Source organism: Mesorhizobium sp. A556 (genome assembly GCF_054489545.1).
In genome coordinates, this window is the sequence record NZ_JBTMXA010000003.1 from 114425 (window position 1) to 128622 (window position 14198).

At 63.2% G+C, this 14198-nt stretch carries 17 protein-coding genes; 5 read left to right on the forward strand and 12 right to left on the reverse strand.

The window, feature by feature from the left end; all coding sequences use genetic code 11:
- Positions 1–7 precede the first annotated feature (7 nt).
- The 4 genes from ACX3P0_RS09000 to ybgC form a co-directional block, all read right to left on the reverse strand.
- The gene (locus ACX3P0_RS09000; protein WP_459079376.1) at positions 8–1174 is read right to left on the reverse strand and encodes a hypothetical protein; all 1167 of its coding nucleotides are present in this window, start codon (positions 1172–1174) and stop codon (positions 8–10) included.
- Positions 1175–1176: 2 nt separating this feature from the next.
- Positions 1177–1632 (reverse strand): protein TolR, encoded by a 456-nt coding sequence (gene tolR, locus ACX3P0_RS09005; protein WP_459079375.1) that lies wholly within the window; start codon positions 1630–1632, stop codon positions 1177–1179.
- Positions 1633–1640: 8 nt separating this feature from the next.
- Complete coding sequence (gene tolQ, locus ACX3P0_RS09010; RefSeq protein ID WP_459079374.1) at positions 1641–2351, reverse strand: protein TolQ; 711 nt, start codon at positions 2349–2351, stop codon at positions 1641–1643.
- Between the two features lie 280 nt (positions 2352–2631).
- Positions 2632–3099, reverse strand: coding sequence for a tol-pal system-associated acyl-CoA thioesterase (ybgC, locus tag ACX3P0_RS09015; protein WP_459079373.1), 468 nt, complete (start codon positions 3097–3099; stop codon positions 2632–2634).
- A gap of 66 nt (positions 3100–3165) precedes the next feature.
- Here ybgC and ACX3P0_RS09020 point away from each other — a divergent pair, with 66 nt between their 5' ends.
- Positions 3166–4413, forward strand: coding sequence for a glycoside hydrolase family 5 protein (locus ACX3P0_RS09020; protein WP_459087954.1), 1248 nt, complete (start codon positions 3166–3168; stop codon positions 4411–4413).
- A gap of 51 nt (positions 4414–4464) precedes the next feature.
- Here ACX3P0_RS09020 and ruvB read toward each other — a convergent pair whose 3' ends face one another.
- The 8 genes from ruvB to ACX3P0_RS09060 all read right to left on the reverse strand — a co-directional run bounded on the left by ruvB (position 4465) and on the right by ACX3P0_RS09060 (position 10619).
- A complete protein-coding gene (ruvB, locus tag ACX3P0_RS09025; RefSeq protein ID WP_459087955.1) occupies positions 4465–5502 on the reverse strand; it encodes a Holliday junction branch migration DNA helicase RuvB in 1038 nt (345 codons plus the stop codon).
- 43 nt (positions 5503–5545) lie between these two features.
- Positions 5546–6166 (reverse strand): Holliday junction branch migration protein RuvA, encoded by a 621-nt coding sequence (ruvA, locus tag ACX3P0_RS09030; RefSeq protein WP_459079370.1) that lies wholly within the window; start codon positions 6164–6166, stop codon positions 5546–5548.
- Positions 6167–6601: a type II toxin-antitoxin system VapC family toxin gene (locus ACX3P0_RS09035; protein ID WP_459079369.1), complete on the reverse strand. Its 435-nt coding sequence runs from the start codon at positions 6599–6601 to the stop codon at positions 6167–6169. It abuts the gene before it with no gap.
- Positions 6579–6842, reverse strand: coding sequence for an AbrB/MazE/SpoVT family DNA-binding domain-containing protein (locus ACX3P0_RS09040; RefSeq protein WP_459087956.1), 264 nt, complete (start codon positions 6840–6842; stop codon positions 6579–6581). Before ACX3P0_RS09040 ends, ACX3P0_RS09035 begins: the two co-directional genes overlap by 23 nt.
- Before the next feature lie 89 nt (positions 6843–6931).
- Positions 6932–7441: a crossover junction endodeoxyribonuclease RuvC gene (gene ruvC / locus ACX3P0_RS09045; RefSeq protein ID WP_459079367.1), complete on the reverse strand. Its 510-nt coding sequence runs from the start codon at positions 7439–7441 to the stop codon at positions 6932–6934.
- A 69-nt stretch (positions 7442–7510) separates the two neighbouring features.
- Positions 7511–8041: a protease adaptor protein RcdA gene (gene rcdA / locus ACX3P0_RS09050; RefSeq protein ID WP_459079366.1), complete on the reverse strand. Its 531-nt coding sequence runs from the start codon at positions 8039–8041 to the stop codon at positions 7511–7513.
- Between the two features lie 346 nt (positions 8042–8387).
- The gene (locus ACX3P0_RS09055; protein WP_459087957.1) at positions 8388–8765 is read right to left on the reverse strand and encodes a hypothetical protein; all 378 of its coding nucleotides are present in this window, start codon (positions 8763–8765) and stop codon (positions 8388–8390) included.
- Positions 8766–8978: 213 nt separating this feature from the next.
- Positions 8979–10619, reverse strand: coding sequence for an acyl-CoA synthetase (locus ACX3P0_RS09060; RefSeq protein ID WP_459087958.1), 1641 nt, complete (start codon positions 10617–10619; stop codon positions 8979–8981).
- 160 nt (positions 10620–10779) lie between these two features.
- On the opposite strand from ACX3P0_RS09060, the gene ACX3P0_RS09065 reads away from it, so the two are divergent.
- The 4 genes from ACX3P0_RS09065 (at position 10780) to ACX3P0_RS09080 (ending at position 14101) form a co-directional block, all read left to right on the forward strand.
- Entirely contained in the window at positions 10780–11427 is a 648-nt protein-coding gene (locus ACX3P0_RS09065) for a thiamine phosphate synthase (RefSeq protein WP_459079363.1), read from the forward strand.
- A gap of 50 nt (positions 11428–11477) precedes the next feature.
- Positions 11478–12554: a tetratricopeptide repeat protein gene (locus ACX3P0_RS09070; RefSeq protein WP_459087959.1), complete on the forward strand. Its 1077-nt coding sequence runs from the start codon at positions 11478–11480 to the stop codon at positions 12552–12554.
- Between the two features lie 155 nt (positions 12555–12709).
- Positions 12710–13276 carry an elongation factor P gene (gene efp, locus ACX3P0_RS09075; protein WP_459079361.1) on the forward strand — a complete coding sequence of 189 codons (567 nt, stop codon included), beginning with the start codon at positions 12710–12712 and terminating at the stop codon, positions 13274–13276.
- Positions 13277–13303: 27 nt separating this feature from the next.
- A complete protein-coding gene (locus ACX3P0_RS09080; RefSeq protein WP_459087960.1) occupies positions 13304–14101 on the forward strand; it encodes an inositol monophosphatase family protein in 798 nt (265 codons plus the stop codon).
- Positions 14102–14198: the final 97 nt, after the last annotated feature.

A 14198-nucleotide genomic window follows, 5' to 3' on the forward strand; every position in this document is an offset into this window, starting at 1 on the left:
GCGTTCGTCAGAACATGTCGCTCGGATCGAAATTGACCACCACTTCGGCCCAGGTATCGTATTTGTCGGCAGGCAGGTTGAACGGCGCGCATTTCTGCACGGCGCGAACGGCGGATTCGGCCGCCGTCCTGCCGGGTCCGGACGGGGCACCCCCGGCAACGATTTCGGGACGCCCCTGCAGCATGCCCGAGCGGTCCAGTTGGAAGCGCACGGAAACTTTTAGCGTCGAGGCATCGTCCACGCCTGCCGGAATGCTCCAGCAGCCGCCCAGTTTCTGGCGCAGCGCGTCCATCTCGTTTTGCGACAGCTTGGCCCCGCCGGTCGATTTATCGCCGCCAAGCGAAGCCTGCTCGGTCGAGCGCTTGGCGCCGCCGCCGGAAGCCTTCTGCTTGTTCAAAAGCGCGGAAATGGCGTCGGCGTCGAATTCCTTGTCTTTCGATTGCGGCCTTGCCGAAGCTTCCTTGACCGGCTTGTCGGCATTCTTGCGGTCCGGCGCCTTCGCGGTTTCGGCTGGTGCCGGCCGCGGCTGCGGACGCGCGTCGGGTGCGGGTGCCGCGTCAGGCAACTGCACCGTCTCCGTCGGCGGCTCGGCGGCAATGGCCTCGGCCACCGCATCCGGCTTGACCTCGGGCTGCGGCTGCTTCTCGGCCGCCTTTTCCTTGGGTGGCTCCGGCTTCGCCTCAGGCTCCTTGATAGGCACCGGCTTGGGATCGGGCTGCTTGACCGGCTCCGGCTTCACCTCTTCCTTGAGCTGCGGCACCGGCGCCACGTCGGTGGCGGGCACGGGCTTGGGCTCTTCCTTGGGCTTGGGAACGTCCTCGGTCTTGACCGGCTCTTTCGATTCCGGTGCGGGCTTCGGGGCGGCAGCCTCTTCCACCGGCTTCGGCTTGGCCTCCGGCGTCACCGGCTTGTCGGTATCGACGCTGTTTTCGCCAACCTTCTGGGCATCGGCGACCACGTCGGGCCGCTCGGTCGGCGTCGGCGCGGGCTTGTCGTGCATGGTCGCCTTCTTGTCGCCCTGCTGGATCTGGGTGATTTCCGAAAGCGGAACGATGTCGACCGGCATCGATTCGATGTCGGTCACTTCCAGCGCAGAAGGCGCCGACAGCGAAAACAGCCCGAAGGCGAGCACCGCCGCGTGCAAGATCACCGATGTGGTGAGACCCGCCTTCAAGATTACTGATCCTGTTCCTGCAAGGTGACGAGGCCGATATTCTTGTAACCGGCGGCCGAAATGCGGGCCATCACCTTCATGACGGTGCCATAGTCGGCGGTCTTGTCGCCGCGCACGAAGATGCGCTCCTCATAGCCTGTCTTGGAGATGGCCTGCAGCTTGGCCACCACCTCCTCGATGGGGATTTCGGTTTCTTGCAGATAGACCTTGCCGGTATCGTTGATCGAAACGGTGATCGGCTGCGTATCGGCGTTCATCGACTTCGCCTGCGTGTCCGGCAGGTCGATCGGCACGCCAACGGTCAGGAGCGGCGCGGCCACCATGAAGATGATGAGCAGCACCAGCATCACGTCGACCATCGGCGTGACGTTGATCTCGGAGATCACGCCGTGTTGGCGACGCCGCCTGCCACCGCGTCCGCCTCGGCCTGAGCCACCGGAGCCCATAGACATTCCCATGATCGGTCCTAAACTTTCTGCGCTACTTTTTCATCGATTTGGCGCGAGAGTATGGCGGAGAACTCGTCGGCAAACCCTTCCATCTTCACGGCGATCTTGTTCGCGTCCGACGACAGCTTGTTGTAGGCGATGACGGCGGGAATGGCGGCGAGCAGGCCGATGGCGGTGGCCAGCAGCGCCTCGGCGATGCCCGGCGCCACGACGGAAAGACTCGTGTTCTTCGAGGCGGCAATCGCCTGGAACGAGGTCATGATGCCGATGACCGTGCCGAACAGGCCGATGAAGGGCGCGGCAGATCCGGTGGTGGCGAGGAAGCCGAGCCGGCCCTCCAGCGTCTCCATTTCGCGGGTCAGGGCCAGGTCCATCGCCTTGTCGATGCGGTTCTGCAAGCCGAGCGGCGACTTTGCGCCCTTCTCGAAGCTCTTCTTCCACTCACGCATGGCGGCCACGAAAATCGCGCCCATGCCGGTCGTCTTGCGGTCGGCCAGCGTGCGGTAAAGTTCTTCCAGCGACTGCCCCGACCAGAAAATCTGCTCGAAACGGTTGAGCGAGACCCGCATGCGCCCGTACGAAACCAGCTTGTCGACGATGATCGCCCAACTCCATACCGAAGCCACGATCAGGCCCAGCATGACCAGCTTGACCACCCAACCGGCCTGTATGAACAGTGCCCAAATCGACAAGTGCGCGCCCGGTTCGGCGAGAGCGATATTTTCCATTCCTGAGGTCCTTAAAAGATTTTCCGGGCGTGGCTTGCGGCTGGCCCCTGCGCATTCCTAGTTGTTCCGTTCGCCCGTTATCCGCGTACGGCCTCGAGAAATGCGGCGTCCGCGGCCTTTTCAGGGCAAATCTTGGTGAAAGGAAGGCGCTCGGTCCCTTCCATTTTCACCAATCTTTTCATGAACTGTTATGGTTAAGGATCGGTTAGGAGCCGAATGACGCATAAGATGGCGCTTAGATAGGCAACGGCGCGGTTTGCCGAGATGCTCGCGCCCGCGCCTATTTCCGCATGAAGGCCGCGATCCATTCCTTGGGAAAGCGCCGTGGCTTGCCATTCTCGCCGATGATGGCAGCCTGGACGCTCGCTTCGACCAGCAACTCGTCGCCGCGCTTCAATTGCTGGGCCATGACGATGCGCGCACCGGAAATCTCGTCAGCGCGGGTTTCGACGGTGAGAATGTCGTCGATGCGCGCCGGCGCACGAAAGTCGATCTCCATGCGCCGCACCACCCAGACGATCCTTTCGCCGTGCTTGCCGTCAGCCAGTTCCGTGTGATGCACGCCGGCCAGCCGCAGGAAATCCGAGCGGCCGCGCTCGAGGAATTCGAGATAGCGCGCATGGTAGACGACGCCGGAAAAATCGGTGTCGGCATAATAGACCCGCGCCAGAAGCCGGTGGCCGAAATCCGTCAGAACGCCCGAAAGGCCGGCTGCGAGCGCTTTTGCCGATTCACCATGATCGTCCATAACGCTTTCCTTTTCGCTGCCGAAGGGGCAGGCCCTAGCTCAATCGAATGCGATGGCCCCAACGCGATGACATTGTTGATGGCGACGATCAAGACCCTGATAATGGCATTGGCGCTCGGCCTGATGATGGCGCTGCCGTCTCAAGCCGCGAGCTTCGCCATGCAGCGGGGCCTCAATCTCGACCCATGGACGACATGGGCCGGCGAAGACCAGTGGGCCGATCCCGCCGTGATCCTGCCCTTTCCCGAGTGGCGCAAGTCTCTCGGCGATGCCGATTTCAGGGCGCTGAAGGATGCGGGCTTCGACTTCCTGCGCATGCCGGTCGACCCCGCGCCCTTCCTGTCGGACAAGACGGCGGCACTACGCAAAAATCTCTATGCCAGCGTGCTGGATTCGGTCCGGCTCATCAACCGCGCCGGGCTGAACGTGGTGGTCGACCTGCATTTGACGCCGTCCGGCGGCAATGGAACCGTCGGCATGGACGAGGTGATGGCCGATCCGGCCCTGTTCGAGCGCTATCTGGAGATTGTCCGCACCATGGCGCGCACGCTTGCCGGCGAAGACCCGGGCAAGGTCGCGTTCGAGCCGATGAACGAGCCGGTCGTGGATTGCGACGGCACGAATGTCTGGCCGCAGCGACTGAAGCACCTGTTCGCCGCCGCGCGGTCCTCGGCGACACGGTTGACGCTGGTGCTGAGCGGTGGCTGCTATTCGAATGCCGAAAGCCTGGCCGCGATCGACCCGAAGATCATTCCCGACGACAACGTCATCTGGACGTTCCATTCCTACCAGCCCTTCCTGCTCACCCATCAGGGCGCGACCTGGGCTGGCGACTTCATCCGCTATGTCACCGGCCTGCCCTACCCGCTGACGGCTGTCTCCCATGCCGAACTGGAAAGCACGCTCGACGCCATCCGGCGGAAGATAAAGACCGAAGCGCCATTGGCGCGCCGTGCCGGCCTACTCGCCTATCTCGATGAACAGGTCGCCGACATCGACACCGGGCAGAAGCTGCGCGCCGAAATGGAAGCGCCGTTCAGGCAGGCCGAAGCCTGGGCCAAGGCCAACGGCGTCAAGCCGCAAGACGTCACGCTGGGCGAGTTCGGCATGATCCGGCAGGAATATGGCAACCCGCATGTCGTGCCCGGCAAATACCGTGCCGCCTATGCGCGCGACATGATCGCATTGGCGGAGAAGCGCGGCTTTTCATGGTCGATCTGGGGCTATGGTGGAGCCTTCGGCATCGTCGACGCCTTCGACGGGGAAAAAGCCGAACCGGAGATGATGGAGATGATGCGGGAATTGGCGAAGTAGGTACCCGACGCATAGCTCATCCCGCCAAGGGGAGCAAAAGCATCGGCCCTCTCACTCCTCCTGGAACAAATTGATCTGCTGCTGCGCCAGATCCTTCGGCGCATCGAGGCCGAGATGCCGCCAGGCATTGGCCGTCAAAACGCGCCCGCGCGGCGTGCGCTGAATAAAACCCTGCTGGATCAGATAAGGCTCGATGATGTCCTCGATGGCGTCGCGGGGTTCGGAAAGGCCCGCAGCAATCGTTTCGATACCGACCGGCCCGCCGCCGAAATTTTGCGCGATCATCGACAAATAGCGCCGGTCGAGCGAATCGAGGCCGAGCGTGTCAACTTCCAGCCTCGTCAGCGCCTCGTCGGCGATCCGGCGGTCGACATGGCCGTCGCCCGCAACGGAAGCGAAGTCGCGCACGCGGCGCAACAGCCGTCCGGCGATGCGCGGCGTGCCGCGCGCGCGCCGCGCGATCTCCAGCGCGCCGTCATCGCCGAGCGGCATGCCCAAAATGCGCGCGCCGCGCCGCACGATCAGTTCCAGTTCCTCGACCGAATAAAAATTGAGCCGCACCGGAATGCCGAAGCGGTCGCGCAGCGGGTTGGTCAAAAGGCCAAGCCGCGTGGTGGCGGCTACCAGCGTGAACTTGGCAAGGTCGATTTTCACCGAGCGCGCGGCCGGCCCCTCGCCGATGATGAGGTCAAGCTGGAAATCCTCCATCGCCGGATAGAGGATTTCCTCGACAGCCGGCGACAGCCGGTGGATCTCGTCGATGAACAGCACGTCGCCGTCCTCGAGATTGGTGAGAAGGGCCGCCAGATCGCCCGCCTTGGCGATGACCGGGCCGGAGGTCGAGCGGAAATTGACGCCGAGTTCCCGCGCCATGATCTGCGCCAGCGTCGTCTTGCCAAGACCGGGCGGTCCGACGAACAGCACATGGTCGAGCGCCTCGCCGCGCCCCTTGGCCGCCTCGATGAACACTTTCAGATTGGCGCGCGCCGCCGCCTGCCCGACGAAATCGTCCAGCGTTTGCGGGCGTAGCGTCTGTTCGGCGTCTTCGCCGCGCTTTTCCGGTGTGATCAGGCGTGGAGAAAGGCTCATCGGCCCGTCCTGCCATGCGCAAGCCCCTCAAGCAAGCAACAGCTCACCGCGCCAGTTCCTTCAGCCCAAAACGGATGAGCCTGGCCGAATCCGCGTCCTCGCCTGCGGTCTTGAGTGCGGCGGCAACGGCATTGGCGGCGGTGTCGCGCGAATAACCGAGATTGACCAGCGCCGATACGGCATCAGCGATCGGCGCAGGCGCGACGCCCTCGCCCAGTTCCTGCTTCAGCCCGATGGTGCCGGATGCCGAACCGGCATAGGCCGGGGCCTTGTTCTTCAATTCGGTGACGATGCGCTCGGCCACCTTCTTGCCGACGCCGGGCGCGCGCGAAACCATGGCGATGTCGCGCAGCGCAATCGCGTTGGCGAGGTCGGCCGGCGACAGCGTCGACAGGATGGCGAGCGCTACTTTCGCGCCGACGCCTTGCACATTGCCCATCAGCAGCCGGAACCAGTCACGTTCGAGCGCCGACTGGAAGCCGTAGAGCCGGATCATGTCCTCGCGCACATAGGTTTCGATGAACAGCACCACGGCCTCGCCGGGCGAAGGCAGCGCAGCCAGCGTGCGCGTCGAGCAGAACGCCGCATAGCCGACGCCATGCACGTCGACGATGCAGTGGTCCTCGTCGATCTCGTCCAGTGTGCCCTTGAGCTTGCCGATCATTTACTCGTTCTCCAGGGCGTAGGTCTCGGGACTCAATATGTTGAGGCCGGGGAAATAGGAGCGGTATCGGCCCGCATCCCGCGTCAGCAGACGATGCCCCGCGACCATGGCATGCGCGCCGATGAGAAAGTCCGGCAGGGTTCTTTCCCGCTTTCCGCCACGCAGGCGGTACTGCGTGTGCGCCGTTCCAGCCGAAAAAGCGGCATCGAAAGGAAAGTCCTCGCGAAGCGGCCGAAGCCAGGCGAAGATACGCGACAGCGCCTCCTCGCCGAGGGAAGGTCTCGACAGTTCGGCCCAGACGATTGCGCTGAAGACGATTGGTCCTTCACCCAGCGTGTGCTTCAGCGCGGCCAACGACCAGCGCCGCGTTGCCAGTTCCACCGGGCCGAGAATGTCGATCAGGACATTGGTGTCAACGAGGGTCGAGATCTTCACGAGGTCCCCGCAGCCAGTCTACATAGGCCTTTCCGTCCATGCCCATCGTGTCGAATGTGCCGGCGATACTCGCAGCCCATTCATCGAAGCTCTGCTCCCCCGCTTCGGGTGCAGCCTGTCGCCTTTCCAGCAAAATGACGGCATCGCGCTCCACGAACTCGACTTCGGAGCCGGGGCCAATGCCCAGGCGATCACGAATTTCCTTCGGGATCGTAACCTGACCTTTTGTCGTGACGCGCATGGTAATACCTCTCCGGTATTACTTACTGCGCCAAGCAGAACAAGTCAAGAACAGGCGCGCCGAACCGGTATATGTGCAACCCTTTCGCGCTACCCGACCAGCGCCAGCCGATACGCCACGCTTTGCCGATGATGGGCGTGGCAGATAGCGATGGCGAGCGCGTCGGCGGCGTGTTCGCTGTCGAAAGTGGCCTTGGGCAGCAGCACCTTGACCATCATGTGGATCTGCTTCTTGTCGCCATGGCCGACGCCGATCACCGTTTTCTTGACGGCGTTGGGCGCGTATTCGGCGACCACCAGTCCGGCGCGCGCCGGAACCAGCATGGCAATGCCGCGCGCCTGGCCGAGCTTCAGCGTGGCGACCGCATCCTTGTTGACAAAAGTCTGCTCCACCGCCGCCTCGTGCGGCATCGCCGCGTGCAGCACGTCGACCAGCCCGTCATGCAATTGGCAAAGCCGGTAGGCCAATGCCGCCTTGTCGTCGGACTTGATGGTGCCGGAGGCGACGAAGCGCAGCGAATTGCCGAGGCTCTCGACGATGCCCCAGCCGGTGCGGCGAAGCCCCGGATCGATACCAATGATGCGAATCGCTTCCGCCATGAGCAAAGTCTACCTTTCGCGGCAAGCGATGCCAGCAAAAAGTGAACAAACCAGAAACGAGAAGGAAATTCAGCCGCGGCCGAAAGCGGTGTTCAGCAGCGATATCTGGTCCGACACCGGGTTCAGGCGGCGAACGCCCGGAGCCGCCGGGCCCATTGCCGAACCGTAGACCTCTTCATCCACGCGCCGCACCACCGCCTGCAAGCGCAAGGAACGGGTGACGAGACCGAGAAAGGCTTCGGGAAGTTCGTTCCAGCCCGTGGCATCCTCGTGGGCGGAAGCGGTATCCAGCCGGACTTTCGATTTTTCCGATGCGACCTGGTCGCGCGTCATTTCGCCGGAGTTGGCCGCGCGCTGCAAAAGCAGCCAAGAGGCGATCTGCATCAGCCGCGTGGTCAGGCGCATCGACTCGGCCGCGTAAAGCGTCGCGCCCAGCCTCGACAGCTTTTTCGCCTCGGCTCGGCCCTCGCCGTCGAGATATTCAGCGGTTTCCTCGACCAGCCCCATGCCTTCATTATAAAGCGGCTTGAAGGACTGCGAAAAAACACGGCGCTCCGCCAGTTTGATCGTTTTCACGCTTTCCCTCGACGGTTCGTTCATTGCTGCGCCCCTGCTGAAAGCGGCCGACTCAAGGCCTATTGCCGCGCCCGCTTTCTATACAACCAAGGTCGGGAAAATGCGCCTCGCGAACGGGCTTGGCAAGGATATGTTTAACAAAGGGTTAACGCCGGAAGCGCAGTGAAGTTGCGGCGGCGCGCAAAAAAAAGAGCCGCGAATAAGCGGCTCTCAGGAGTTTAACAGGGAGGCGTCAAACAAAGTGGCTCCAACCACTTGGTAAGAATCCAGATCACTGGATGCCGATAGTAAACACCTGTAAAGCTTAACGAGCCGTTAACCCGGCACAATTTTATTCAAAACAGAAAGGCTTTTGTCGTCGCTTGGCGGCTCATTTGCGCCAGACCACCGGCAGCGCGATGATGGCGAACAGCACGAACCCGGCATAAAAGCCCATGGACGAAACCGCCGTCACCGCTTCCATGGCTTCGTTGCCCGCAAGCAGGAGGTAAAGGCCGATAAGCAGGCCGATCCCACTGATTGCCGTCAGCCAGAAATGCGCCAGCGCCAGCGCCTTTTCCCGCGCTGCCGGAAACAGATGGTAGAAGAAGCCGAACACGGCCGACATCAGCCATCCGGCCACCATCGTGTGGGCATGGACCGGCATTTGCGTGTGGTCCTGCGTGATCGCCATATCGATCCCGAGCGCCATCCCGCACAATGCGTAGACGATCGCCAGCGTGAAAAAATTCCTTGCCACCCCTTGCATGGCGGTTTCCTCCGATTTGCCTTTTCCCGGTGCGGGAATGGGTATGCGACAAGCACGATGCGCCGTCTGTCGGGCAGCGGATCGTGCGCCGGCAAACGGCGCCGGCGCCGCTGTATTAGCACACCGAGATACGCCGGCAGGAGTCAGCCAAATGGATGCACCGTTTTATTTCACGCGGCAAAGCACCGGGGAAGCCAAGCCCCCTCTCGACTATCAGCTTTCCCTGGCCATTTCCCGAAGCCTGAACTTCTGGATCTTGCCGGTCGAGGTCTTGGGGATCTCCGCGAAGATCGCGGCCTTCGGCACCTTGAACCGCGCCAGAAGCGACCGGCAATGGTCGAGGATCTCTGCCTCCGTGGCGGATTTTCCCGGCTTCAGTTCGACATAGGCGATCGGCACCTCGCCCCATTTGTCGTCGGGGCGCGCCACCACGCCGCAAACCGACACCGCCGGATGCCGGTAAAGCGCATCCTCGATCTCGATGGAGGAAATATTCTCTCCGCCCGAAATGATGATGTCCTTGGAACGGTCCTTGATCTGGATATAGCCGTCCGGGTGCATGACGCCGAGGTCACCGGTATGGAACCAGCCGCCGGCGAACGCCTCGTCGCTGGCCTTGCGGTTCTTGAGGTAGCCCTTCATGACGATATTGCCGCGCACCATCACCTCGCCGATGGTTTCGCCATCGGCCGGCGTCGCCTGCATCGTCTCCGGATCGATCACGGCAAGCGCCTCCAGCGCCGCGTAGCGCACGCCCTGGCGCGCCTTCTTCGCCGTTTGCGCGCCCTTTTCCAGCGCATCCCAGTCGCGATGCCATTCATTGACGACGGCCGGCCCGTAGGTTTCGGTCAGGCCGTAGAGATGGGTGACGGCGAAGCCGGCATCCGCCATGCCCGAAAGTACCGCTTCCGGCGGCGGGGCGGCGGCCGTGTTGAAGGTGACGACCTGCTCGAACTCGCGCTTGTCCTCGTCCTTCGCGTTGATGAGCACGGACATCACCACCGGCGCGCCGCACAGATGGGTGACGCCGTGATCGGCGATGGCGTCGTACATCGGCTTGGCCCGCACCCAGCGCAGGCACACATGCGTGCCGGCCTGCACGGCCAGCGTCCAGGGAAAGCACCAGCCGTTGCAATGGAACATCGGCAGCGTCCACAGATAGACGGCGTGCTTGGCCATGCCGGCGTGGATCGTGTTGGTATAGGCCATCAGCGCCGCGCCGCGATGATGATAGACCACGCCCTTGGGGTTGCCTGTCGTGCCGGACGTATAATTGAGCGAGATGGCGTCCCATTCGTCGTCGGGCATAGACCATGCGAAATTTTCCGCGCCGCCGGCGACAAAATCCTCATAGTCGAGGCTGCCGATGCGCTCGCCCTTGGGATAGGGAGCGTCGGCCGCATAGTCTGGATCGTCATAGTCGATGACCAGCGGCTTCACTTTGGCGAGCCCGAGTGCCTGCCTGACCACGTCGGAAAACTCCCGGTCAACGATCAGCACCTTCGTCTCGGCGTGATCGAGTTGGAACGCGATAACCGCCGCATCGAGGCGCGTGTTCAGGCAATGCAGCACCGCCTTGACCATCGGCACGCCGAAATGCGCCTCCAGCATGGGCGGCGTGTTGGACAGCATGACCGTTACCGTGTCGTTCTTGCCCACACCCTTTTGAGCGAGCGCCGAGGCCAATTTCAGCGAGCGCTGCCAGAAGGTGCGATAGGATATGCGTTGGGCGCCATGGATGATGGCGACGTGGTCGGGAAACACTTTCGCCGCCCGCTCCAGATAAGAAATCGGCGTCAGCGGCTGGTAGTTGGCTGGGTTCTTGTCGAGATCGATGTCGTAGGGACTGGCCATCCCGTTCTCCCAAACTGTTTCCAGACGCTTCTAACCACAGCTTGCCGGCGGCGTCATCCTCTTCCATCGCGCCGCCCGCCTTCTCAACAGAAGCACTTTGCTCTATGCCGCAATGCAACCATCTTCGCCCGGCATTAGGCGAAAACCGGGATCGAGGATCATGAACCAGACAACGCCGCCCAATCGCTGCCGCATCGTGCTCATCGCACCGCCCGGCATTGCAGCCGCCTCCGTTCTTGCCGCATTTGACGGCGGCGACGTCGCCTCGCTGATCCTGCCGCAATACGATATGGATGAAGCCTCGTTTCAGGCACTGGCCGAAAAGATCGTGCCGGCAGCCCAGGCCGGCGGCATTGCCGTCATCCTGGCCGGCGACACCCGCATTGCCGGGCGCGTGCAGGCGGACGGTCTTCATGTCGAGGTCAAGGCTGCCGAACTTGCCCTAACCATCGAGGATTTTCAGGCCAGGATGATGGTCGGCTGCGGTGGCGCGAAAACCCGCGACGACGCGCTGGAACTCGGCGAAGCGCGGCCCGATTATATTTTCTTCGGCCGCTTCGGCTACGACAACAAGCCCGAGCCGCACCCGCGCAACCTGTCCCTCGGGCAATGGTGGGCCGAAATGATCGAAATCCCCTGCATCGTCATGGCGGGCAGCGACATCGCCTCCGTCGAAACGGCTGCCGCCACCGGCTGCGAGTTTGTCGCCCTGTCCAGCGCAATCTTTGCGGAAGGCATCGATCCGCGCGAGGCGATCGCCCGCGCCAACGCGCTGCTCGATGAGACAGCACCCCGTTTCGAGGGTTGAAAATGCCGTCGCGCCGATCCCTGCCATCACGTATGGCCCTGCCGTCACGCATGTCCCTGATTGCCGGCCTGCTCGCAGCGACGACCGTTCATGCCGTGGCTATCGAAACGGCAACGCCAGACCAACCCTCGCCACAAGTTACGCCCTCGCCGCAAGTCGGGCCGGCACCGCAAGACCGGCTCACGCCGCCGGTCGATACGCAAAAGCCCATCGCCAACCCCCTGCCACAGCCGGCCACCACGGCGGCACCCGCCCCGCTGCCATCGGCCGATGCCATCAACCCGGAACGGTTCGGCGCCAAGCCGTCCGATGCCGCTTATGGCGCCTTCCAGCGCGGCCTCTACATGACCGCCTACAATCTGGCCCTGGTGCGCGCCAAGAACGGCGACCCCGCCGCTCAGGTACTCGTTGCCGAAATCCTGTCGCGCGGCCTTGGCGTGCCGCTCAACGCGGCCGAGGCGGCGAAATGGTACGCCCGCGCCGCCGAGCAGGGCATGCCGGAGGCACAGTTCCAGTATGCGCTGATGCTGATCGACGGGCGTTACGTCAAGAAGGACGAGAAACAGGCCCACGCCCTGTTGCAGGCGGCCGCGGAAGCAGGAAATCGCCTGGCGCAGTTCAATTTCGCGCAACTGCTCGTCCAGGAGGATGCCAGCGATGCCGGGCTTGCGCGCGCCGTCCCCTATTACGAGCGCGCCGCCACCACCGGCCTTGCGGACGCGCAATACGCCATGGCGCAAATCTACGCCAATGGCGTCGGCGGCAAAACCAAGGACGACGCGCGGGCGCGGCTTCTGCTGGTGCAGGCGGCGCTGCAGAATTACGATACCGCACAGCTCGATCTCGGCGGTTGGCTCATCGACGGGCGCGGCGGCAAGCGCGATCTCAAATCGGGCTTCGCCTGGACCAAGCGCGCCGCCGACGGCGGCAACGTCGCTGCCCGCAACCGCCTCGCCAAGCTCTATATGGGCGGCATCGGCACCGATCCCGATTCCATTCTGGCGGCGGCATGGTACATGCTGGCCCGCCGCGCCGGCCTCGTCGATCCCCAGATGGAGGATTTCATGGCTGGCCTCACCAACGACGAAACCAAGCAGGCGCTGCAAAAAGCCAACCGCCTGCCCTGACCGCGGCAACGCCCGCCAGAGCGATTCGGGGCCGGACGGAACTGCGCCTGTTTCACGCCGGTAATCCGGCCTCTCTTGCCTCTTTCGGCAATTTGTGGTCTTGGAAGCGCCGAAACCGCCCCTGGCGGACAGCTCATTTTCCGGACCCCAACATCATGGCCAAGATCAACGGCAACGAAATCCGTCCCGGCAACGTCATCGAACACGATGGCGGCTTGTGGGTGGCGGTCAGGTGCAACCACGTCAAGCCCGGCAAGGGCGGCGCCTATAACCAGGTCGAACTGAAGAACCTCATCAACGGCACCAAGCTCAACGAGCGTTTCCGCTCCGCCGAGACGGTGGAAAAGATCCGCCTCGAGCAGAAGGATTTCTCCTTCCTCTACGAGCAGGGCGAGGCGCTGGTGTTCATGGACACCGAAAGCTACGAGCAGTTGGAACTGCAGAAGGATTTCGTCGGCGACCGCGCCGCCTTCCTGCAGGACGGCATGATGGTGACGGTGGAACTTCACGACGAGCGCCCGATCGGCATTTCGCTGCCCGACCAGGTGACGCTGACGATCACGGAAGCCGACCCTGTGGTAAAGGGCCAGACGGCGGCCTCTTCCTACAAGCCGGCCATGCTGGAAAACGGCATTCGCGTGCTGGTGCCGCCGTTCATCGGTTCGGGCGAGCGCATCATCGTCGATACCAATGAAATCACATACGTCCGGCGTGCCGATTAAGCACTGACGGCAGGAAGCTAGAGAAAAATGGCGCGTTCCGCTCTCCTCAACGTCATGGTGCAGGCCGCCATGAAGGCCGGCCGTTCGCTGTCGCGCGACTTCGGCGAAGTGCAGAACCTGCAGGTCTCGATGAAGGGGCCGGGCGACTATGTCAGCCAGGCCGACCGCAAGGCCGAGGACATCATCTTCGCCGAATTGTCCAAGGCGCGGCCCGGCTACGCCTTCCTGATGGAAGAGCGCGGCGCGGTCGCCGGCGACGACGACCAGCACCGCTGGATCGTCGACCCGCTCGACGGCACGACGAACTTCCTGCACGGCATTCCGCTTTTTGCCGTTTCGATCGCGCTGGAGCGCCAGGGGCAGACGGTCGCCGGCGTGATCTACAATCCGGCGATGGACGAACTCTACACCGCCGAGCGCGGCGGCGGCGCCTTCATGAACGACCGCCGGCTGCGCGTGGCGGCGCGCACCAAGCTTTCCGATTCCGTCATCGGCTGCGGCGTGCCGCATCTCGGGCGCGGCCAGCACGGCAATTTCCTTGTCGAACTGCGCAACGTAATGGCTGAAGTCTCCGGCATCCGCCGCATGGGCGCAGCCTCGCTCGACCTCGCCTATGTCGCCGCCGGCCGCATGGACGGCTACTGGGAAGCCGGCCTGTCGCCATGGGACATTGCCGCCGGCCTGCTCCTGATCCGCGAGGCGGGCGGCTTCGTGTCCGACGCCGATGGCGGCCAGGGCATGCTGGAAAGCGGCTCGGTGGTCGCCGGCAACGAGACCATCCACCGCATTCTGGCCAGGACGGTAAAGCGGCCTCTCAAGGGCTGATCCACAGCCTTTCGGGGCTTCCAGCGTGTCACAAAGCTGCGACATCGTTCTGGCATAAGACCTGCATCGTCCCCAGATAGTGGCAAGGCAGGCCTTT

Bases quoted from the DNA above. Each gene is read 5' to 3' on its own strand.
- ACX3P0_RS09040 (WP_459087956.1), bottom strand. From the start codon at position 6,842: ATGCGCGTCACGACAAAAGGTCAGGTTACGATCCCGAAGGAAATTCGT.
- ruvC (WP_459079367.1), bottom strand. From the start codon at position 7,441: ATGGCGGAAGCGATTCGCATCATTGGTATCGATCCGGGGCTTCGCCGC.
- ACX3P0_RS09020 (WP_459087954.1), top strand. From the start codon at position 3,166: ATGACATTGTTGATGGCGACGATCAAGACCCTGATAATGGCATTGGCG.
- rcdA (WP_459079366.1), bottom strand. From the start codon at position 8,041: ATGAACGAACCGTCGAGGGAAAGCGTGAAAACGATCAAACTGGCGGAG.
- efp (WP_459079361.1), top strand. From the start codon at position 12,710: ATGGCCAAGATCAACGGCAACGAAATCCGTCCCGGCAACGTCATCGAA.
- ACX3P0_RS09065 (WP_459079363.1), top strand. From the start codon at position 10,780: ATGAACCAGACAACGCCGCCCAATCGCTGCCGCATCGTGCTCATCGCA.
- ybgC (WP_459079373.1), bottom strand. From the start codon at position 3,099: ATGGACGATCATGGTGAATCGGCAAAAGCGCTCGCAGCCGGCCTTTCG.
- ACX3P0_RS09080 (WP_459087960.1), top strand. From the start codon at position 13,304: ATGGCGCGTTCCGCTCTCCTCAACGTCATGGTGCAGGCCGCCATGAAG.
- tolQ (WP_459079374.1), bottom strand. From the start codon at position 2,351: ATGGAAAATATCGCTCTCGCCGAACCGGGCGCGCACTTGTCGATTTGG.
- ACX3P0_RS09060 (WP_459087958.1), bottom strand. From the start codon at position 10,619: ATGGCCAGTCCCTACGACATCGATCTCGACAAGAACCCAGCCAACTAC.
- tolR (WP_459079375.1), bottom strand. From the start codon at position 1,632: ATGGGAATGTCTATGGGCTCCGGTGGCTCAGGCCGAGGCGGACGCGGT.
- ruvB (WP_459087955.1), bottom strand. From the start codon at position 5,502: ATGAGCCTTTCTCCACGCCTGATCACACCGGAAAAGCGCGGCGAAGAC.
- ACX3P0_RS09070 (WP_459087959.1), top strand. From the start codon at position 11,478: ATGTCCCTGATTGCCGGCCTGCTCGCAGCGACGACCGTTCATGCCGTG.
- ACX3P0_RS09055 (WP_459087957.1), bottom strand. From the start codon at position 8,765: ATGCAAGGGGTGGCAAGGAATTTTTTCACGCTGGCGATCGTCTACGCA.
- ruvA (WP_459079370.1), bottom strand. From the start codon at position 6,166: ATGATCGGCAAGCTCAAGGGCACACTGGACGAGATCGACGAGGACCAC.